The sequence below is a fragment of the Streptomyces sp. NRRL S-37 genome, assembly GCF_000721605.1.
GTDB lineage: Bacteria > Actinomycetota > Actinomycetes > Streptomycetales > Streptomycetaceae > Streptomyces.
On sequence record NZ_JOIZ01000002.1, the window covers coordinates 336,569 to 356,657 of the forward strand.

Annotated in this window: 21 protein-coding genes and 1 tRNA gene; 8 read left to right on the plus strand and 14 right to left on the minus strand. The window is 73.3% G+C overall.

What is annotated here, in order from left to right; all coding sequences use genetic code 11:
* Positions 1-34 precede the first annotated feature (34 nt).
* The 3 genes from IH50_RS0104065 to IH50_RS0104075 form a co-directional block, all read right to left on the minus strand.
* The gene (locus IH50_RS0104065; RefSeq protein ID WP_030857279.1) at positions 35-856 is read right to left on the minus strand and encodes a YceI family protein; all 822 of its coding nucleotides are present in this window, start codon (positions 854-856) and stop codon (positions 35-37) included.
* A gap of 117 nt (positions 857-973) precedes the next feature.
* Complete coding sequence (locus IH50_RS0104070; RefSeq protein WP_078913833.1) at positions 974-3,514, minus strand: MFS transporter; 2,541 nt, start codon at positions 3,512-3,514, stop codon at positions 974-976.
* Between the two features lie 13 nt (positions 3,515-3,527).
* Positions 3,528-4,019, minus strand: a complete 492-nt coding sequence (locus IH50_RS0104075) for a MarR family winged helix-turn-helix transcriptional regulator (RefSeq protein ID WP_030857283.1) — start codon at positions 4,017-4,019, stop codon at positions 3,528-3,530.
* 287 nt (positions 4,020-4,306) lie between these two features.
* Between IH50_RS0104075 and IH50_RS0104080 the strand changes: the two genes are divergently transcribed.
* On the plus strand, positions 4,307-4,504 hold the full coding sequence (locus IH50_RS0104080; RefSeq protein ID WP_030857285.1) for a hypothetical protein: 198 nt from the start codon (positions 4,307-4,309) through the stop codon (positions 4,502-4,504).
* A gap of 106 nt (positions 4,505-4,610) precedes the next feature.
* Here IH50_RS0104080 and IH50_RS0104085 read toward each other — a convergent pair whose 3' ends face one another.
* From IH50_RS0104085 to IH50_RS0104120, 8 genes are all read right to left on the minus strand, one after another.
* Positions 4,611-5,513 (minus strand): RNA polymerase sigma factor SigF, encoded by a 903-nt coding sequence (locus tag IH50_RS0104085; protein WP_030857287.1) that lies wholly within the window; start codon positions 5,511-5,513, stop codon positions 4,611-4,613.
* Between the two features lie 247 nt (positions 5,514-5,760).
* Positions 5,761-6,738: an RNA polymerase sigma factor SigF gene (locus IH50_RS0104090; protein ID WP_078913834.1), complete on the minus strand. Its 978-nt coding sequence runs from the start codon at positions 6,736-6,738 to the stop codon at positions 5,761-5,763.
* A 177-nt stretch (positions 6,739-6,915) separates the two neighbouring features.
* Positions 6,916-7,209, minus strand: a complete 294-nt coding sequence (locus IH50_RS0104095) for a Dabb family protein (RefSeq protein ID WP_030857291.1) — start codon at positions 7,207-7,209, stop codon at positions 6,916-6,918.
* Positions 7,209-7,385, minus strand: a complete 177-nt coding sequence (locus IH50_RS40720; RefSeq protein ID WP_030857293.1) for a hypothetical protein — start codon at positions 7,383-7,385, stop codon at positions 7,209-7,211. The genes IH50_RS0104095 and IH50_RS40720 overlap by 1 nt, the downstream gene beginning before the upstream one ends.
* A 90-nt stretch (positions 7,386-7,475) precedes the next feature.
* Positions 7,476-7,560: transfer RNA gene (locus tag IH50_RS0104105), tRNA-Ser, on the minus strand.
* A 45-nt stretch (positions 7,561-7,605) separates the two neighbouring features.
* A complete protein-coding gene (tadA, locus tag IH50_RS0104110) occupies positions 7,606-8,037 on the minus strand; it encodes a tRNA adenosine(34) deaminase TadA (protein ID WP_030857295.1) in 432 nt (143 codons plus the stop codon).
* A gap of 65 nt (positions 8,038-8,102) precedes the next feature.
* Positions 8,103-8,642 carry a hypothetical protein gene (locus IH50_RS0104115; RefSeq protein ID WP_030857297.1) on the minus strand — a complete coding sequence of 180 codons (540 nt, stop codon included), beginning with the start codon at positions 8,640-8,642 and terminating at the stop codon, positions 8,103-8,105.
* 391 nt (positions 8,643-9,033) lie between these two features.
* The gene (locus tag IH50_RS0104120; protein WP_030857299.1) at positions 9,034-9,237 is read right to left on the minus strand and encodes a hypothetical protein; all 204 of its coding nucleotides are present in this window, start codon (positions 9,235-9,237) and stop codon (positions 9,034-9,036) included.
* A 137-nt stretch (positions 9,238-9,374) separates the two neighbouring features.
* Here IH50_RS0104120 and upp point away from each other — a divergent pair, with 137 nt between their 5' ends.
* Positions 9,375-10,010, plus strand: coding sequence for a uracil phosphoribosyltransferase (upp, locus tag IH50_RS0104125; RefSeq protein ID WP_030857301.1), 636 nt, complete (start codon positions 9,375-9,377; stop codon positions 10,008-10,010).
* A 27-nt stretch (positions 10,011-10,037) separates the two neighbouring features.
* Here the strand turns inward: upp and IH50_RS0104130 are convergent, their stop codons facing one another.
* From IH50_RS0104130 to IH50_RS0104140, 3 genes are all read right to left on the minus strand, one after another.
* Positions 10,038-10,649, minus strand: a complete 612-nt coding sequence (locus IH50_RS0104130) for a LytR C-terminal domain-containing protein (protein ID WP_030857302.1) — start codon at positions 10,647-10,649, stop codon at positions 10,038-10,040.
* A 136-nt stretch (positions 10,650-10,785) separates the two neighbouring features.
* Positions 10,786-11,082, minus strand: a complete 297-nt coding sequence (locus tag IH50_RS0104135) for a type II toxin-antitoxin system VapB family antitoxin (protein ID WP_004943146.1) — start codon at positions 11,080-11,082, stop codon at positions 10,786-10,788.
* Between the two features lie 429 nt (positions 11,083-11,511).
* Entirely contained in the window at positions 11,512-12,234 is a 723-nt protein-coding gene (locus IH50_RS0104140; RefSeq protein WP_030857304.1) for a siderophore-interacting protein, read from the minus strand.
* A 76-nt stretch (positions 12,235-12,310) separates the two neighbouring features.
* On the opposite strand from IH50_RS0104140, the gene IH50_RS41935 reads away from it, so the two are divergent.
* The 6 genes from IH50_RS41935 to IH50_RS0104175 all read left to right on the plus strand — a co-directional run bounded on the left by IH50_RS41935 (position 12,311) and on the right by IH50_RS0104175 (position 19,990).
* A complete protein-coding gene (locus tag IH50_RS41935; protein WP_199822038.1) occupies positions 12,311-14,770 on the plus strand; it encodes a penicillin acylase family protein in 2,460 nt (819 codons plus the stop codon).
* Positions 14,763-15,371 (plus strand): GNAT family N-acetyltransferase, encoded by a 609-nt coding sequence (locus IH50_RS0104150; protein ID WP_030857308.1) that lies wholly within the window; start codon positions 14,763-14,765, stop codon positions 15,369-15,371. Before IH50_RS41935 ends, IH50_RS0104150 begins: the two co-directional genes overlap by 8 nt.
* Positions 15,368-15,847, plus strand: a complete 480-nt coding sequence (locus tag IH50_RS0104155) for a cupin domain-containing protein (RefSeq protein WP_030857310.1) — start codon at positions 15,368-15,370, stop codon at positions 15,845-15,847. Before IH50_RS0104150 ends, IH50_RS0104155 begins: the two co-directional genes overlap by 4 nt.
* Entirely contained in the window at positions 15,844-16,611 is a 768-nt protein-coding gene (locus tag IH50_RS0104160) for an SDR family NAD(P)-dependent oxidoreductase (protein WP_030857312.1), read from the plus strand. Before IH50_RS0104155 ends, IH50_RS0104160 begins: the two co-directional genes overlap by 4 nt.
* Before the next feature lie 202 nt (positions 16,612-16,813).
* On the plus strand, positions 16,814-18,604 hold the full coding sequence (locus IH50_RS0104165) for a copper resistance CopC/CopD family protein (RefSeq protein WP_030857314.1): 1,791 nt from the start codon (positions 16,814-16,816) through the stop codon (positions 18,602-18,604).
* Between the two features lie 429 nt (positions 18,605-19,033).
* Entirely contained in the window at positions 19,034-19,990 is a 957-nt protein-coding gene (locus IH50_RS0104175) for a GlxA family transcriptional regulator (RefSeq protein ID WP_030857316.1), read from the plus strand.
* The last annotated feature ends 99 nt before the right edge of the window (positions 19,991-20,089 follow it).

The window sequence follows — 20,089 nt, forward strand, 5'->3', positions numbered from 1 at the left end:
TCGTCCGGCCCGCCCGGCAGCCCCTGACGGGACCTCACGCGGCCGGGAGCGACTCCCCCTGCACGGCCTGGACGTCCAGCTCCACCCGGAGGGTCGTGCCGATGGCCGCGATGCCGGCCTGGACGACCTGGTTGTAGTTCATCGCGAAGTCCTCGCGCCGCAGTTCGGCCGTGGCGCGGAAGGCCGCCCGGGTGCCGCCCCACGGGTCCGCCCCGGTGCCGAGATAGGCCAGGTCGAGGTCGACGGGCCGGACGACCCCCCGCATGGCCAGCTCGCCGTGGACCGTCCAGCGGTCCGAGCCCGCCTCGGTCAGACCCGTGGACCGGTAGGTGATCTCGGGGTACCGCTCGACGTCCAGGAAGTCCGCGGACCGCAGATGGGTGTCGCGCATGCCGTTGCCGGTGTCGATGGACGCCGCCCGGATCACCGCCTCCACGCGGGACTTGGCGACGTCGTCCGGCGCGATCTCCACCAGGGCCGCGAACTCGGTGAACCGGCCCCGCACGCTGGAGATGCCCAGGTGCTGGGCGACGGCCGCCACGCTCGAGTGCGCCGGGTCCACGGTCCACGGCCCCGGCGGCGGCAGCTCGGTGCCGCCCTGCCGGGCCAGCGTCACCGTCCCGATCTCGGCCCGCCCGCTCGCGGTGACGATGGCGCTGGCGGCGGCGGGCGCGTACCCGACCGCGGTGACGACGACGGTGTACGCCCCCGGCGCCAGCGCGGTGGTGTCCCGCACGGCGCCCTCGGCGTCCGCCCCGGCGCGCAGCACCTGCGTACCGGTCCCGTCGGTCACCGTGACGACCGCGTGCGACACGGCCCATCCGTCCCGGGTGCGGATCCTCGCGGTCAGTGGCATCCCGTTTTCTCCCTGCACATGCTCATACGCGTACAAAATGGTCGTGAACGGACCGGCCCGTGGCGGGGGCGCGTCTCCGCTACAGGACGCGCCCGCCCGCCACGGGCCGGGATCTCGCTACTCGCCCGGGTGGGCGAGCTCGATGTCGTGGTCGTCGACACCGGTGCCGGAGACGGTCAGCGCCGTCGCCACCGGCGGGTAGCCCGTCGCGATGACGGTGTACTCGCCGCCGTCCAGATCGGCGAAGGCGTACGCCCCGTCCGCACCGGTCGTCGCCGTGCCGGCCACGTTGCCGGCCGCGTCGACCAGGGTGACCCGGGCGTCGGCCAGCGGCCCGTGCGGGGCGCGGACCACGCCCCGCACCTGGGCGCCGGTCTCCAGGTCGACCTCGACCCGGGTGACCCCGGTGCCGCCCACCTCGACGGGCAGGGCGCGCGGCCGGTACCCGGCGGCGTTCACCGCCACGGTCACCGCGCCCGGCACCAGCTCGGCGAACGAGAACTCGCCCTGCTCACCGGTGCTCCCGGTGGCCAGCAGATCGCCGCGCACATCGGTGACGATCACCATCGCGTCCTTCACCGGCAGCCCGCCGTCCGCCGTGCGGACCACTCCGGTCAGCCCGCTGGTGCCGCTGAGCAGGATGTCGTAGGCGAGGGGCTCACCGTTCACGACGATCGTGGACGCCTGCGGCTGGTGGCCGTCGGCGGCGGCGATCAGGACGTACGACCCGGCGCCGGGCGCGTCCACCGCGTACGCGCCGTCGGCCTGCGCCACCGACCGGCCGAGCTGACGCCCGCCGAGCGAGATCAGCGTGACGGCGGCCTGCGGCACGGGCACGCTGTCGGCGCCGCGCACGACACCGCGTACCGGGACGCCGGCGGAGACGGGTGCCTCCGGCTCACCGGGGCCGGCCGCCGTGGCGACGGCGGTGAGGCGCTGCGTGGCCGAGGCGCCCTGGGGCTCAGGTGCCACGGCGGCCACCGCACCGGCCGGAACCGGCTCGGCGGCGACGCGGGTGGCCTCCGCCGGGGCCGGGGCCGCCGGCGGGGCGGCCTCGGCCGTGGCCTCCGCGGCCTGGGCCAGCGCGCCGGAGGTCCGCAGCGGGACCTCCTTGATGAACAGCGTCACCAGGAAGGCGAGCAGGGCGATCGGCGCGACGTACAGGAAGATGTCGGCGATGCCGTGCCCGTAGGCGCTCTCCAGCCAGGTGCGGATGGCCGGGGGCAGCAGGTCCATGTCGGGGATCGTGCCGCTGCCGGAGGCCTGGGCGGCCGCCGCCTGCTCCTGCGGGCTGAGCTGCCCGATGGTGTCCTGGGCGTAGCCGCTGATCCGGCTGGACATGACCGAGCCGAGCACGGAGACGCCCACCGCGCCGCCGAGGGACCGGAAGAAGGTCACGACGGAGGAGGCCGCGCCCAGGTCGCTCGGGGCCACCTGGTTCTGCGTGCACAGGACCAGGTTCTGCATCATCATGCCGACGCCGAGGCCCATGAGCGCCATGAAGACGCCGATGTGCCAGTACGGGGTGTCGTAGCGCATGGTGCCCAGCAGGCCCAGGCCCGCCGTGAGCAGCACACCGCCGGCCAGCAGCCAGCTCTTCCACTTGCCGGTCTTGGTGATGACGATGCCGGAGACCGTCGACGATATGAACAGGCCGCCGATCATCGGGATGGTCATGACGCCCGACATCGTCGGGGACTTGTCCCGGGCCAGCTGGAAGTACTGGCTGAAGTAGACGGTGCCCGCGAACATCGCGATGCCGACGAACAGCGAGGCCAGCGAGGCCAGCGCGATGGTGCGGTTCCTGAACAGGCGCAGCGGGATGATCGGCTCGCCGGCCTTCGACTCGACGAAGAGGAAGATCAGCGTCAGGACGAGCGCGCCGCCGACCATGACGCCGGTCTGCCAGGACATCCAGTCGTACTTGTCGTCGGCGAAGGTGACCCAGACGAGCAGCAGGCAGACGGCCGCGGTGACGAAGAAGGCGCCGGCCCAGTCGACCTTGACCTTCCGCTTGACCACGGGGAGGTTCAGCGTCTTCTGCAGCACGATCAGCGCGACGACCGCGAAGGGCACGCCGACGTAGAGGCACCAGCGCCAGCCGAGCCAGCTGGTGTCGGTGATCACGCCGCCGAGCAGCGGGCCGCCGACGGTCGCGACGGCGAAGGTGGCGCCGATGTAGCCGGAGTACCGGCCGCGCTCGCGCGGGGAGATCATCGCGGCCATGATGATCTGCGCCAGGGCGGACAGACCGCCGGCGCCCAGGCCCTGGATGGCCCGCGCGGTGATCAGCATGCCCGGGTTCTGCGCCAGACCGGCCACGACGGAGCCGATGACGAAGACGACCAGGGCCGCCTGGACCAGGATCTTCTTGCTGGTGAGGTCGGCGAGCTTGCCCCACAGGGGGGTGGAGGCGGTCATCGTCAGCAGCGAGGCGGTGACGACCCAGGTGTAGGCGCTCTGGCCGCCGCCGAGGTCGCCCACGATCTCGGGCAGGGCGTTGGTGACGATGGTCGACGACAGGATGGCGCAGAACATGCCGAGCAGCAGCCCGGACAGCGCCTCCATGATCTGCCGATGGGTCATCGGAGCGTCTGCGGAGGAGCCTCCCCCGTGCTTGGCATGAGCCCGCACACCGTTCGGTGTGGTCGTTGCCATGGACTTCCTTCTCTTACGTGCTTGCGGGTGTACGGGTGGTCTGTTCGGGAACGGGAGGTGCCGGGCGGGGCGCCGCCCGGCAGTCGCCGAAGCTGTCCCTGAGCCGGGTCATCAGCTGGGTGAGCCGGCTGACCTCGTCGTCGGACCAGTCGTCCAGGCGCTCCGAGAGGAGCTGGGTGGACCGCCGGAACAGCTCGTCGAGCTGCGTCCGGCCGGCGGGGGTGAGGTGCAGGATGCGGGACCGTTTGTCGGCGGGGTCGGGGAAGCGTTCGAGCCAGCCGCGCTCGGCCAGATGGGCGACGTGGCGGCTGGTGACCGACATGTCCACGGACAGCAGCTCGGCGAGCCTGCTCATGCGCATGTCGCCGTGGCGGCCGAGCAGTGCCAGCACGGCGGCGGAGCCGCTGGGGCAGCCGGTCGGCATGATCCGGTTCATTTCCCGCTTGACGGCGCCGAAGGCGCTGAACTGTCGGACCAGTTCCTCGTACTGCGCCTGTCCGGCCATGGCACCTCCCGTTTTGATTGCTTAGGGCAACGATACGAATGGATGGTTGCTGAAGGCAAATAAAAACGGGTCTCCTGGCCCCAAAACTTGGCAAAGGCAAGTAATCGCGAAAGTAAACCCGCAGGTCCGGGGGTGTCCGCGCCGGTGGCACCACTCGTCAGACCTGGCCGTCGCCGCTCGTCACTCCCGGCCGGCGCCGCCCGTCACTCCCGGCCGGCACCACCCGTCGGCCCTTGCCGGCGCCCCCACTTGGGCGCCTCGCCGGGCATTCGCTAGGGTCTCGGGGCATGGCTAACACCCAGGGCCCGCAGGGCAACCACGACCCCGCCGGCAGCACCCAGATGTTCCGCGCGTTCGTCGACGAGGAACCCCAGGGCCGGCAGGCCGCCGCGAGCACCGGCGGCGGTCCGCGGATCGGTCTGATCGTCGGCGTCGTCGTCGCCGTGGCCGTCGTCGCGGCGGTGGCCTGGCTCGCGCTGAAGTAGCCGGTAACGCGGCGGCCGCCGTTGCGCCCCCACAAGGCGCCCCGGCGGCCACGAAACCGATGTCACGCGCGGAGCGTCCCTCGGGCGCTCCGCCCTCCGTCGTGCCTCAGTCCGAGATGAGGCCCTCCCGCAGCTGGGCCAGCGTCCGGGTGAGCAGCCGCGAGACGTGCATCTGGGAGATGCCGACCTCCTCGCCGATCTGCGACTGGGTCATGTTGGCGAAGAAGCGGAGCATGATGATCCGCCGCTCCCTGGGCGGCAGCTTGGCCAGCAGCGGCTTGAGGGACTCGCGGTACTCCACGCCCTCCAGCGCCGTGTCCTCGTAGCCGAGGCGGTCCGCGAGCGAGCCCTCGCCGCCGTCGTCCTCGGGGGCGGGAGAGTCCAGCGAGGACGCCGTGTACGCGTTGCCGACCGCGAGCCCGTCGACGACGTCCTCTTCCGACACGCCCAGCACGGCGGCGAGTTCGGCGACCGTCGGGGAGCGGTCCAGCTTCTGGGAGAGCTCGTCGCCGGCCTTCGTCAGTGCCAGGCGCAGCTCCTGCAGCCGGCGCGGCACCCGCACCGACCACGACGTGTCGCGGAAGAACCGCTTGATCTCACCGACCACCGTCGGCATCGCGAACGTCGGGAACTCCACGCCCCGTTCGCAGTCGAAGCGGTCGATCGCCTTGATCAGCCCGATGGTGCCGACCTGGACGATGTCCTCCATCGGCTCGTTGCGCGAGCGGAACCGCGCCGCCGCGTACCGCACCAGCGGCAGGTTGAGCTCGATCAGGGTGTCCCGGACGTAGGCGCGCTCCGGGCTGTCCTCGTCCAGTGCGGCGAGCCGCAGGAACAGGGAGCGGGACAGGGTGCGGGTGTCGAGGGCCGCCGTGTCCGGGAGTTCCGGAGCGGGCGTGGTCGGGAGGGCCGGGCCCTCGTCGATGGGGCCGAGTGCGTCGAGAGCATGGGGAGCTGTCTCGCTCTCCGCGAGCGTGAGCACCTTCGAGCTGCCCTGTTCTGCGGACATGCCACCCCCTTTGGGTCGCGGGACGGTCGCGGCGGACGCTCCCCGATCGAGGAACGCAGCCATCACCTGGAATACCGGCGCCGAGGCTCCGGCAAACGCGCTTTCCGCAGAATGTCACATGTCGGCAACGCGCTGTAGTGACATATCGACATCCGAGATGCGAATCAGCCCTGGAAACAAGGGGTCTGACGGGCTTTCGGGCCAGAAGTGCACAGAAGAGCGCTGTGGGACGATTCGCTCTTTCCGGTTACGCCTCGATCCTGTTTGCGGACCGCAGCCGCTGGAAGCTGCGCGCCAGCAGCCGGGACACGTGCATCTGCGAGACACCGAGCTCCGCGCTGATCTGCGACTGGGTGAGATTGCTGTAGTAACGCAGCAGCAGGATGCGCTGCTCCCGCTCGGGGAGCTGGACGAGCAGGTGCCGGACGAGGTCGCGGTGCTCGACGCCGTCCAGGGCCGGGTCCTCGTATCCCAGCCGGTCCAGCAGTCCGGGCATCCCGTCGCCCTCCTGCGCGGCCTCCAGCGAGGTGGCGTGGTACGACCGTCCCGCCTCGATGCAGGACAGCACCTCCTCCTCGGAGATGCGCAGCCGCTGGGCGATCTCGGCGGTCGACGGGGAGCGCCCGAAGGCGGTCGTCAGGTCCTCGGTCGCGCTGTTGACCTGCACCCACAGCTCGTGCAGCCGGCGCGGTACGTGGACGGTGCGGACGTTGTCCCGGAAGTACCGCTTGATCTCGCCGACCACCGTCGGCATCGCGAACGTCGGGAACTGCACGCCCCGGTCCGGGTCGAAGCGGTCGATGGCGTTGATCAGCCCGATGGTGCCGACCTGGACGACGTCCTCCATCGGCTCGTTGCGGGAGCGGAAGCGGGCGGCGGCGTAGCGCACCAGCGGCAGGTTGGCCTCGATGAGCGCGGCGCGCACGCGGGTGTGCTCCGGCATGCCCGGCTCCAGCTCCTTGAGCTGGCCGAAGAGGAGCTGGGTCAGGGCCCGGGTGTCGGCGCCGCGCCGCTTGGCGGGGCTCACCGGCCGGCCGTCGGCGGTCGCGGCCGGGGCGGGAGAGGTGGGGCCGGGAGAGTCCGGGCCGGGAGGGACGGGATCGGGAGAGTCCGGACCGGGGGAGGGCGGGGCGAGGGAGGACCGGGCGGGGGCCGGGGCCGGGGCCTGGACCGCGTCGGGGGACACCTCGTCCTGGGGCGGCGCAGTACTGGCCGGCACGGTCAACGCCACCTCTTCATCGCTCACATCGTCCGTCGACTCATCCCTCAAAAGCGGTCATAGCATCACAAGACTGACTCAGTGTGCGCAAGTACCGCATATTCCGTGTTGAGCGCCAAACGTGGACGTACGGAACGACGAAACCCCCCGCCGTCACGGCGAGGGGCTCCGGGGGACGGAGTGTCAGAACTCGTAGTCGGCGATCACCCACGTGGCGAACTCGCGCCACAGTCCGACACCCGCCTGGTGCTCCGGGTGCTCCACGTACCGGCGCAGCGCGTCGGCGTCCTCGAACGCCGAGTTGATGGCGAAGTCGTAGGCGATGGGGCGGTCGCTGATGTTCCAGGCGCACTCCCAGAAGCGGATCTCCGGGATCCTGCCGTCCAGCGCGCGGAAGGCCTCCACGCCCCCCACGACCCTCGGGTCGTCGCGCCCGACGCCCTCGTGCAGCCGGAAGAGCACCAGGTGGCGGATCATCACTTTCCTCCGTTGGCCAGCCAGGTCATGAAGTCGCCGATGGCCTTCGCGGCCTCCGATATGCCCTCGAACCCTATCTGGACGTAGTCGGCCGCGGTCTCCGGGTCCGTGATGATCAGATACAGCACGAAGACCACGACGACGTAGACGGCGACCTTCTTCGCGTTCACCGCCACCGCGGCCCCCCTGTCACTGGTGTCACACGAGCATCGAGCGGCCCCATGATCGCACGAAGGGCCCCGTCTGACGACGGGGCCCTTCACCAGCGGTAGCGGAGGGATTTGAACCCTCGGTGACTTGCGCCACACTCGCTTTCGAGGCGAGCTCCTTCGGCCGCTCGGACACGCTACCGAGGGAGACCCTACAACAAGGTGGGGCGTGGTTTGAAATCGGTATTCAGCGGCTCCTGAAGAACTCCGTGAGCAGCCGGGCGCACTCCTCGGCGAGCACGCCCCCGACGACTTCGGGGCGGTGGTTGAGCCGCCGGTCGCGGACCAGGTCCCACAGGGAGCCGGCCGCGCCCGCCTTCTCGTCCCGGGCGCCGTAGACCACCCGGTCCACCCGCGACTGCTGGAGGGCGCCCGCGCACATCGTGCACGGCTCCAGCGTCACCACCAGGGTGCAGCCGGACAGCCGCCACTCCCCGAGCCTCGCGGCGGCCCGCCGGACGGCGAGGACCTCCGCGTGGGCCGTCGGGTCGCCGACGGCCTCGCGCTCGTTGTGGGCGGCGGCCAGCACGGTGGTGCCGTCCGAGGCCAGCACGACGGCGCCGACGGGGACGTCCCCGCCCCGGACGGCCCGTGAGGCCTCGTCCAGGGCGAGCCGCATCGCCGCCCGCCAGGGGTCGCGTACCGGGTCCGGCGGCCCGGACGGGGTGGTGGTGGCCGGCACGGTCAGCGGACGGTCTCCAGGACCTCCGAGGCGCCCAGGGCCTCGGCGATCTCGGTGACGGCGTCCTCGGTCATCGAACGCAGCTCCTTCTCGCTCACGCCCAGGTCCTCCAGGACCTGCGCGTCGCCGACCGGTCCGTGCGGCACGGCGTCGGTGGAGCCGGCGGACGCGGCGCCGTCGTCGGCGTCCTCGTCGTCCGGTTCACCGTCCTCCGTGCCGTCGAGGTCGAGGGCGTCCAGGTCGGGTCCGTCGTCCCCGGGTTCCCGGCCGAGCAACTCGTCGGTGAGGAGGATCTCCCCGTAGCTGCTGCGGGCTGCGGCGGCGGCGTCGGAGACGTAGACCCGGGGATCCTCCTCGCCGTCCACGCGGACGACACCGAACCAGCCGTCCTCCTGCTCGATCAGCACGAGCACCGTGTCCTCGTCGGGAGAGGCCTCCCGGGCCAGGTCGGCCAGATCCGACAGGGTTTCCACATCGTCGAGCTCCGTGTCGCTCGCTTCCCACCCGTCTTCGGTGCGCGCGAGCAGTGCGGCGAAGTACACCGTGACTCTCCCACTGGTCATAGGCGTGCCGGTTGGGGGTCCCCCCGGCGGAGGCGTTGCGGGCGGGGAGACGGCGCTGCGAGCCCCACCCACTCGGAATCGTGGCAGAAACAAGGCCATCAGGGGACGTCTTCGGCTCCCTGTGTCCGCCATTTTGATCGCAGTACGCCGAGTGCGCCCACGAAGGACTCACCAGCGCACTCCTTGCCGCCACGTGCGGATCGTACGCGGACTCACGCGCCTTCCCCGCACGGGCACTTCGGCAAACGTGTACGCGTGGCGCGATCTTCCCGCGGCCGGATGCGATTTTCCCCGGGTGCGGCCTGCCGGCTTTCCCGGTGCGGCCTGCCGGCTTTCCCTGGTGCCGCCGGCCGGCGGAGTCCGGGGCCGGCTACCAGCGGAAGGTGCGCATGCGCATCGCGTGGCGCAGCCGGGCGGCCTTGGCGCGGCGCGGCTGGACCCGGTCGCGCAGTGCCCGGGCCTCGGCGAGCTCGCGCAGGAACCGGGCGCGGCGGCGCCGCCGCTCGGCCTCCGTCTCCGCCGGGCCGGGTGTCCCGCGCGGTGACGGATCGTCTCGGTCGTCCTGCTCAGGCATCGGTTCACCACCCCAGTCCGTCCCTCCCACCTTCCCCCGGACGGGCGGTTTGACGCCAGCGAACGAGTGACGGGCGCACGCGGGGCTTGCCGTGTGCGGGGACGCCGGGCCGACCGGGCCCGGTTAATGTTGACGCCATGCGTCTCCACGTCGTCGACCACCCTCTGGTCGCTCACAAGCTCACCACGCTGCGCGACCAGCGCACCGACTCCGCGACCTTCCGCCGTCTCGCCGACGAGCTGGTCACCCTGCTCGCCTACGAGGCCACGCGCGACGTGCGCACCGAACAGGTCGACATCCAGACGCCGGTCGAGCGGACCACGGGTGTCAAGCTCTCCCACCCGCGTCCGCTGGTGGTGCCGATCCTGCGGGCCGGTCTCGGCATGCTGGACGGCATGGTGCGGCTGCTGCCGACCGCCGAGGTGGGTTTCCTCGGCATGATCCGCAACGAGGAGACGCTGCAGGCGTCGACGTACGCCACCCGGATGCCGGAGGACCTCTCCGGGCGCCAGGTCTACGTCCTGGACCCGATGCTCGCCACCGGCGGCACGCTGGTCGCGGCGATCCAGGAGCTGATCCGGCGCGGCGCGGACGACGTGACCGCCGTGGTGCTGCTGGCCGCGCCCGAGGGCGTCGAGGTCATGGAGCGCGAGCTGGCCGGCACCCCGGTGACGGTGGTGACGGCGTCGGTCGACGAGCGGCTCAATGAGAACGGCTACATCGTGCCGGGCCTCGGTGACGCGGGGGACCGGATGTACGGGGCGGCGGAGTAGGGCCCGCGGCACGGCGGGCCCCGCGGCTCAGCAGTTCTTCTTCGGGGCGGGCGTCGGCTCGGGTTCGGCCAGTGCGGTCAGGGCCCGGTCGGCGTCCGCCTTCGTCGTCAGGGTCTTGAACCCGTCGCCGATGATCAGGTCGACCTCGGTGCCCTTGCGGGCGGGGTCGGTACGGCGTTCGGCGTCGGCGAGCTGGGTGCCGAGCACCGGCAGCGAGGTGTCGAGGGCGGCAGCGGGCCCGAGGAGGACGCCGGTGCCCTTGACCTTCTTGTCGTACTCCTTGGTCGCGTTGCCGATCTCGCCGATCTTGAAGCCGCGCTTCTTCAGCTCGTCGGCGGTCTTCTGGGCGAGTCCGCCGCGGGTCGTGGCGTTGAGGACGTTGACCGTGATGCTCCCGGGCCGGGGCAGCGCCTTCGGGGCGGCCGTACGGCTCACCGTGTCGGCGCAGGCCGCCTTGGTGCCGTTCGCGGAAGCGGAGTCACCGCCGCCGGTGAACACGTCGATGAGCTGGAGCGTGCCCCAGCCGCCCACGCCGAGTACGGCCGCGGAGGCGACGGACAGGACGACGAACCTGCCGCGTCGCCGGGGCCGGCGCATCCGCGGGTACTTGTCACCCGTGATCCGGTACTGGCCGCCCATGCCGGGTGGAGTGAGCATGCTCATGGGCGCAGCGTAGTGCGCTCGGGCGGCAATGCATACCAGATGATCATCCGACTGTGTGCAGGCCGACCCGAAAGGGGCAAACCTGTCCGCACGGGAGGACGTCTGCCGGGCGTCAGTCCAGTTCGAGGACGCGGGCGTGCAGCACCTGGCGCTGCTGGAGCGCGGCCCGCACCGCGCGGTGCAGCCCGTCCTCCAGGTACAGATCGCCCTGCCACTTCACGACGTGCGCGAAGAGGTCGCCGTAGAAGGTCGAGTCCTCGGCGAGGAGGGTCTCGAGGTCGAGCTGCTGCTTGGTCGTCACGAGCTGATCGAGGCGGACCGGGCGCGGCGCGACGTCCGCCCACTGCCGGGTGCTTTCCCGGCCGTGGTCGGGGTACGGCCGGCCGTTTCCGATGCGCTTGAAGATCACACGGAAAGCCTACCGGTCGACGCGTTCCGGGCGCAGCCATGGCGACGCAGTGCGACGCCGGAAAAGGCACCCGAATACAGGGCGAAACGGGATGGTGATCTGATACGACCGATCGCGCGTGCGAGCCGTCGGCCGCCGTTTCCGGAACCCCGGCCGCCGCTTCCGAGGCCCCCGGCTGTTGTTCCGCCCTCCCCGGAGGGAGGCTTCCGTCCGCTTCCCGGAGTTCTTCGCGGCCGTTGCCGCGGCCTCTCGCCGGCCCGTGGGGCGTGTGCCGGAGCCGGGGGTTACTCCGGTCGTTCCCGCGGCTTCCCGTCGTCGTCGTGCCCGACGGGGCGGACGAGGTGCCGGCACGCGGCGGACGTCTCGGGGACGCGCGCCGCGACCCCGTGTGCGGCCGGATCGTCCGCGGCGAGCCGGCCGCGCCCCGGCTCAGGTCGCGCGCCAGTACCCCAGCGCGTGCACCCGCTGCTTCGGCACGCCCAGTTCCTTGCGGACGAACGCCGACAGCGCGCGGGTGGTCGCGGTGTCGCAGGCGATCCACACGTACGGGTCGGGGGTGGACCGCAGCAGCTCGGGCAGGTCGGCCCGGACCCGTTCGAGCAGTGCCGCCCCAGCCCCCGACCGGGGCACCTCGCGCACCTCGGTCCGGCCGGGGTCGGCCCGGAAGGGCAGCCCGTCGAGGGTGCCCTCGAACCAGACGGTCGCCGGAGCCGCGCGCACCGTGCCGAGCAGCGAGTTGATGGCCGGCAGCGAGGCCGGGTCGCCGATCGCCACGATGTGGGAGGGGGCGGGGTCCGGCTCCTCGAACCCCGTGCCCTGGACGGTCGCCTCGATGGTGTCGCCGGGCTTCGCCGCCCTGGCCCAGTCGCTGGCGCACCCCTCGTGCAGGGCGAACTCCAGGCCGAAGGTGCCGGCCGCCGGGTCGGGGTCGACCAGGGTGTACGCCCGCTGGTGCGGCCTGCCCGCGTTGTCGAACCACAGCCGCACCCACATCGTCGGGTGGACACCGGTCGCCGCCAGCATCCCGCCGTCGGTGAGGCGCACCCGCCGGTAGTCGGCGGTGACGTCCTCCGCGCCGGTCACGGTGAACGTGAAGTCCTTCGCGCGGAACAGTTTGAGGACCGCGCCCTCCCAACCCCGCCCCTGCCCCATCGCGTCCTCACCCTTCGCGTACGATTTCGCCACGATTTACTTAGGGGAGCCTAACCTAATGGGAAATGAGGGCACAGTGGGTGGCGAGATCTTCCGGGACCCCTGGGGCATCCCCCATCTGCGCGCGGGGAGTGCGAACGGACTCGCGTACGCCCAGGGCCGGGTCACCGCCCTCGACCGGGCCTGGCAGCTCGAGGTCGAACGGCACCGCGCGCAGGGCACCTCGGCCTCGTTCCTCGGCCCCGAGGCGCTCCCCTGGGACCGTTTCGCCCGCCGCGCCCGTCTGGCCGACACGGCCCGCCGCTGCTGGACCGAACTGCGGCGGACGGACCCGGAGACGGCGGAGTGGGTACGGGCGTACGTGTCCGGCGTGAACGACGGCCTGGCATCCACCGGTAGGACGGACTCCGGCCCGGCGTCCGCGCCGGGCGGGGACTCCGGCCCGCCGGCCGCCGGCTCCACCGCGAGCGGGAGCGTTTCGACGGGCAGCCCTGCCAAGGGTCCGGTCGGGCAGGGCGGTGGCGGGGGTCCGGTGTCCGGGGCCGTGTCCGCCGGGGCGCGGGAGGCGGGCAGCGGTTCCGCCGCGAGCGGGAGCGGCTCGGCGGGCCGCCCTGCCGGGGGGCCGGTGTCCGGGGCCGCCCCCGAGTTCGCCCGTGCGGGCCTTCGGCCCGGTCGCTGGGAGCCCTGGACCCCGCTCGCGGTCTGGCTCTCCACCCACATCCTGTTCGCCGGCTTCCCCGCCAAGCTCTGGCGGGCGCACATCACCGCCCGCCTCGGCGCGGACGCCGTGGGCCTGTTCGCCTCCGACGGTCCCGGCACCGCCGGCAGCAACGGCTGGCTGGTCGCCGGTGACCGTACGGTCACCGGGCACGCGGTCATCGCCGGGGATCCGCACCGCTTCATCGAGGACCCCGGCGTCTACCAGCAGATCCGCCTGTCCTGCCCGGAGTTCGACGTCGTCGGCCTCGCCGTGCCCGGCGTCCCCGGCATCGCCCACTTCGGCCACACCGGCACGGTCGCCTGGGCCATCACCAACGCCATGGCCGACTACCAGGACCTCTACCGCGAGCGGCTGCGGCGCACCGGCGCCGGGGTGGAGGCGCTCGGCCCGGACGGGGCGTGGCACCGTGCCGCCCGGCACACCGAGACCGTCGAGGTGGCGGGCGAGGAACCGGTCGAGGTCGAGGTCGTCGAGACCGACCGCGGCCCCGTCGTCATCGGCGGCCCCGAGGGCCTCGACGACGGCGTGCCCGAGCCCGGCGAGCCCCCGCTCGCCGTCGCCCTGCGCTACCCGCCCCGCGTCACCGGCGACCTCGGCTTCGGCGCCCTGCTGCCGCTGCTGCGGGCCCGCCGGACCGCCGACGTGGACCGGGCCGTCGACCGGTGGGCCGAGCCGGTCAACGTGGTCATGGCCGCCGACACCGAGGGCGGCACCCTGCACCGGGTGGCCGGCCGGGTCCCGGTCCGCTCCGCGGCGAACGGGACCCGCTTGGTGCCCGCGTGGGAACCGGGTCACGAGTGGCGGGGCTGGCACGAGCCGCCGCGCGCCGGACTGACCGACGGTGTCGCGGTCATGGCGAACCAGCGCGGTCCGGCGGCCCCGCTGGGCGTCGAGTTCGCCCCGCCGCACCGCGCCGACCGCATCACCGCCCTGCTGGCCCGGCGGACCCGCTGGTCCGCGGCCGACATGTCCGCCCTCCACATGGACACCCACCTCGCCTCCGCCACCCCTCTGCTGGACCTCCTCGCCACCCTCGACGGCCCCACCGCCCCTGCCCCTGCCGCGGCCGCGGCCGACGGCCCGGGTAGCCCGGGCGGCCCCGGTGCCGGGAGCGACGCCCCGAACGTGAACGCCCCCGCCACCACGCCCGGCGACCCGGCCCCGAGCGGCCCCCTCTCCGCCCCCGCCGCCGCCCTGCGTGACCGTCTCCTCCGCTGGGACCGTCACATGGACGCGGACAGCGCCGACGCGGCGCTCTTCGCGGCCGTACGGGGCGCCGTCGTACGGCGGCTCGCCGCGCACCCCGCCTTCGCCGCGGCCGCCGTGCCACCCCCGTACCCCGAGGTCTTCCGCCCCTGGCTCGCCCTCGTCCCCCGCGTCGGCCACGCCCTCGAACACCTCCTCTCCGCCGAGGAACTGTTCGGCGTCGACCGCCCGGCGGTGGTCCGCGCGGCGCTGGAGGAGGTGGCCGCCCGGCCGCCCGCCGGCACCTGGGGCGACACCCACCGCCTGGCCCCCTGGCGGGCGCTGCCGCCGACGACGCCGTACGACGAACCCGGCCTCTCCGGCGACCACGACTGCGTGCTGTGCACCTCCCCCGTGCCCGGTCTCACCGACCTCGCCGCGCGCGGCCCGGCCGCCCGCTACGTCTGGGACCTGGCCGACCGGGAGAACAGCCGCTGGGTGGTGCCGCTGGGCGCGTCCGGCGTACCCGGCTCACCCCACCACCGCGACCAGCAGCCCCTGTGGCTCGCCGGAGACCTGACCCCGGTCCTCACCGACTGGGCACGGCTGAAGAAGGAGACCGATGTCTGACCCGTACGCCTCCCGCACGGCCGTCCACGAGCAGGAGGTCGACGGCTTCGGCACCGTACGCGTCCTGCCGCTGGACCCGGCCGCCGACGCGCCCCTCCTGCACCGCTGGGTGAGCGAGGAACGCGCCGTCTTCTGGGGCATGAACGGCCTCACCGTCCAGCGGGTCGCCGAGATCTACGCCCACCTGGACACCCTCGACACCCACCACGCGTACCTCGTCCTCAAGGACGGCGAACCCGCCGCGCTGCTCCAGACGTACGAACCGGAGGCCGACCGCGTGGGCGACTGCTACCCCGTCGAACCCGGCGACATCGGCATCCACCTGCTGCTCGCCCCCGCCGGAACCGGGAGTCCGCGCCCAGGCTGGACCGCCGCCCTGACGGGCGTCCTGGCCGCGTACGTCCTGCTCGGCCTCGGCCGCGAGCGCATCGTGGTCGACCCGGACGTGGCCAACGAGAAGGCCGTCGCCCGCTTCCTCCGGCAGGGTTTCACCGCCGGTCCCGTGGTCGTCCTTCCGGAGATCGACCTCCCGGACGTGTACCTGCCCGAGAAGAAGGCACAACTCGCCTTCCTCACCCGCGAGGTAGCCTTCGGCGGGTGACCCCCGACGACCTCGTCGCCCACTACGAACTGGAGCCGATCCCCCGCGAGGGCGGCCGGTTCCGGCAGACCTGGGCCGGTCCCGCACGCCCCGACGGCCGCCCCGAGGGCACCGCCATCATCGCCCTGCTCACCGGTGCCCCCGGCGACTTCTCCGCGATGCACCGCCTCCCCGCCGACGAGATCTGGCACTTCCACCTCGGCGACCCGCTCGACCTGCTCCTCCTCGCCCCCGACGGCACCGCCCGCACCCCCGTGCTCGGCCCGGACGTCCTCGGCGGCCAGCACGTCCAGCTCACCGTCCCGGCCGGCACCTGGATGGGCGCGCGGGTGGCGGCCGGCGGCGCCTGGACGCTGTTCGGCTGCACGATGGCCCCCGGCTTCACCTACGAGGGCTACGAGCACGGCGACGCGGCGGAACTGACGGCGCGCCACCCGGACCGGGCGGCGCTCATCACGGAACTCTGCCGTCCATGAGCCGAGAAGGTCTGCTCGACGGCCAGGCCGCCCTGATCACCGGCGCGGGCGGAGGCATCGGCCGGGGCATCGCGCGGCGGTTCGCCGAGGAGGGCGCGGCCGTCGCGCTGCACTGCCGTACGGCGACGGCCTCCGCGCGGGAGACCGCCGACCGTATCCGGGAGTCCGGCGGCGAGGCGGTCGTCCTCCAGGCCGACCTCACCGACGAGGACGCCTGCCGCCGCGTGGTGGCCGAGGCGGCCGACCGGCTCGGCGGCAGGCTGACCGCGCTCGTCAACAACGCCGGCGTCCAGCCGGTCCGGGAGCTCGCCGGAATGACGGCGGCCGAGTGGCGGGCGGTCGTGGACACCAACCTCACCACCGTCTTCGCCTGCACCCAGGCGGCGGCGGAGCTGATGCGGGACGCCGGAGGGACCATCACCCACATCGCCTCCGTCGAGGCCCGCGTCCCGGCGCCCGGCCACGCCCACTACACCGCCTCCAAGGCGGCGGTCGTCATGCACGCCCGCGCGGCGGCCCAGGAGTACGGGCCGTGGGGCGTGCGCGTCAACACGGTCTCGCCCGGCCTGATCGACCGGGAGGGCCTGGCCGACGCCTGGCCCGAGGGCGTACGGCGCTGGCGGCAGGCGTCCGCCGTGGGCCGGCTCGGCCGCCCGGAGGACGTCGGCGACGCCTGCGTGTTCCTCGCCTCCCGGCTCGCGTCCTGGGTGACCGGCCACGACCTGGTGGTGGACGGGGGAGCCACGGCCCGGCCGACCTGGTGAGCACACCGGGCCCGCCATCCGTACGTAACCCGGAGCGGGACGGCCGGGAGGCGGGTACGACGTGGTGCGACGGCGGAGCGGGGCGACGGGCGATGACGGACGAAGCGGAGCCCCGGACGGCCGCGGACGAAGCAGAACCCCGGACGGCCGCGGACGAAAGGGAGCCCCGAACGGCCGCGGACCCCGGCGACTTCAAGGGCTGGTGCTGCTGGGCACCCTGCTGGTCCTGTTCGTCCTCGGCGGCGCGGCCCCGGCGAGCGCCCACGCCGCCCTCCGCGGCAGCGACCCCGGGGACGGAAGCGTCGTCGAGTCCGCGCCCCGCCGGCTCACCCTGACCTTCACGGAGTCCGTCGGCCTGCTCGACGACTCCTTCCGCGTCTACGGTCCCGACAACCGCCGGGTCCACCTGGGCGAGCCGCGGCACGCGGACGGCGCCTCCGACACCGCCCGCGCGGACCTGCCCGGCGGCCTTGCCGACGGCACGTACACGGTGGCCTGGCGGGTGGTCTCCGCCGACAGCCACCCGGTCTCCGGCGCCCTCACCTTCTCCATCGGCGCACCCTCGCCCACCGCGCCGGCGGCACCGGCGGACCACGCCGAGCACCCGGTCACCAAGAGCCTCTACGACACCGGCCGCTACCTCGCGTACATCGCCGCCGCGCTGCTCATCGGCACGGCGGCGTTCGCGGCGCTGTGCCGGCCACCGGACCCCGCCCCGCTGCGGCTGCCGCTGCTCACCGGCTGGTGGACCCTGCTGACGGCCACGGCCGCCCTGCTCGTCCTGCGCGCCCCGTACGAGAACGGCACCTCACCGGCGACCGCCCTCGACCTCCCGGCGTTCACCGGCACCCTCACCGGCCGTCCGGGCATCGCCCTGCTGACCCGCCTCGCCCTGCTGTCGGCGGCGCCGCTTCTCGTACCGCTCCTGAGGCACCGAGCCCCCCGGGTCCGCCTGGCGGCCGGCGCGGCCGTCTCCCTCGCCCTGGCCCTGACCTGGGCGGCGGCCGAACACGCCTCCGCCGGCATCCAGGTCCCCCTCGCCATGACGTCGTCCGTGCTCCACCTGCTGGCGACGGCGTGCTGGCTCGGCGGCCTGACCGCCCTCCTCCTCACCCTCCACCGCGCGAAGACCCCGCCGCCGGCCGCCGTGGTCACGCGCTTCTCCCGCCTGGCCTTCGTCTCGGTGACCGTCCTCGTCGTCACCGGCGTCTACCAGTCCTGGCGCGGCCTCGGCTCCTGGTCCGCCCTCACCCAGACGTCGTACGGCCGGACCCTGACCGTCAAGCTCGCCGCGACGCTCTTCCTGCTGGCGGCGGCGGCCCTGTCCCGCCGCTGGACGGCCCTCCTGGCCACGCCGGCGGTGGTCGAGGAACGCGTACCGGAACCGGTGGGCGCGTCCGGAGCCCCTCCGGAGCCGAGGCCGGCGGCCTCACCGGCGTACGGACCGGACGGGCCAGGTGAACCGGGTGGACCGGACGGACCGGACGGACCGGAGGACCGCCACCGCCGTGCCCTGCGCCGTTCCGTACTCGCCGAGGTCGTCGTGGCGGCGGTCGTCCTGCTGGTCACCACGGTGCTGACCGGCACCCTTCCCGCCCGCGCGGAGGCGGAGGCGGCCGGGGCACCCGAGCCACAGGTGGCCGGCCTCCCCGGCGCGGAGGCGTTCACCATCCCCTACGACACGGGCACGCCCGGCGGCCGGGGCACGGTGCAGCTCACGATGGACCCGGGCCGGGTGGGCGAGAACGGCCTCCAGGCGGTGGTCTTCGGCCCCCAGGGCGCCCTGACCTTCGTCCCGGAACTCCGCGCCTCCTTCACCCTCGCGGCGAAGGACGTCGGCCCCATCGACGCGAAACTGACCGACCGCGGCGGCTACTGGGCCACCAGCGACCTCACCCTCCCCCTCGAAGGCACCTGGACGATGAGACTGACGATCCGGGTCTCCGAGGTGGACCAGGTGAGCGAGGAGCGCCAGGTGGAGATCACCCGCTGACGCGGCCGCGGAGAAGTTCCACACCGTCGCCTTCGAGAACGTCGCAGTACACCGCACGCCCGGTCATGGCCATGATCAGGGCCAGGGTGGGGCCGGACACGAGGGGCCCGGAACCGGTCGTGAACGGACCATGGAGAGACTTCCGATCGAGATAGTATCGGCGCGGATACTATCTGTAATGTAACCATTACCTCTCTGTAAGCCGTGACGTTCATGACGCCGTGGACGCGGGAGAGGGTGAAGGCACGCTCGTCGTCACACAGATGGCACCAGGCGTCGACAGGAGGGCGGGCCGGGATCGACGGCAGCTCCGGGCCGGCATCGGTGAGGCAGGGAAACCCGTCGGTCACGACGGGACGGGACCGCGCCGGCCGCATCGGCGGTCAGGACGGAAGGAACCGGCCCCGCGCTCCCTCGTACCCTGTCCCCGTGCCGTCCTCCCGCCTGCATCGTGTCGCCGTTCTCGTGCTCGTGGGGGCGAAGCCGCTGGACGTCGGCATTCCCGCGCAGGTGTTCACGACCCGCGCGAGCATGCCGTACGAGGTGCGTGTGTGCGGGGCGGCACCCGGGCTGGTGACCGGTGGCGACGGGCTGTCGTACTCCGTCGCCCACGGTCTCGACGCGCTCGCCTGGGCGGACATCGTCTTCATCCCCGGCTACCGGTTCCCGGACCGCGACGACCCGCCGGGAGCCGTCGTCGACGCGCTGATCGCGGCCCACGACCGGGGCACGCGGCTCGCCGCCATCTCCACGGGCGCCTTCGCGCTCGCCGCCACCGGCCTGCTCGACGGCAGACGCGCCACGACGCACTGGCACTACACGCGGGCGCTCGCGGCGAAGCACCCGCGCGTCCGGGTCGACGAAAACGTCCTGTTCGTCGACGAGGGCAGCGTGCTGACGTCGGCGGGCGCCGCCTCGGGCATCGACCTGTGCCTGCACATCCTGCGCGGCGACCTCGGCGTGGCCGCGTCGAACCACGCCGCCCGGCGCCTGGTCGCGGCCCCCTACCGCAGCGGCGGCCAGGCGCAGTACGTACCGCGCAGCGTGCCCGAGCCGCTCGGCGAACGGTTCGCCGCCACCCGCGAGTGGGCGCTGCGCCGGCTCGGCGAACCCCTCACCCTCGAGGTGCTCGCACGGCACGCGGGGGTCTCGCCGCGCACGCTGTCGCGGCGCTTCGTCGAGGACACGGGGTACACGCCGATGCAGTGGGTCATGCGCGCCCGCGTCGACCTGGCCCGTGAGCTGCTGGAGCGCTCGCAGCGGAGCGTGGAGCAGATCGCCGCCGACGTCGGGCTCGGCACCGGCGCGAATCTGCGGCTGCACTTCCAGCACATCCTCGGCACCACGCCGAGCGAGTACCGGCGCACCTTCGCCCGGGGCGAGTAGCCCGCCGGCGCGTGGCGCGATCCTTTTGAACCGTGGCGATCACGCCGCTGTCACGGCCGGATGCCGCGCGCGACGCTGGTGGCGAACCCGCAGGGACCG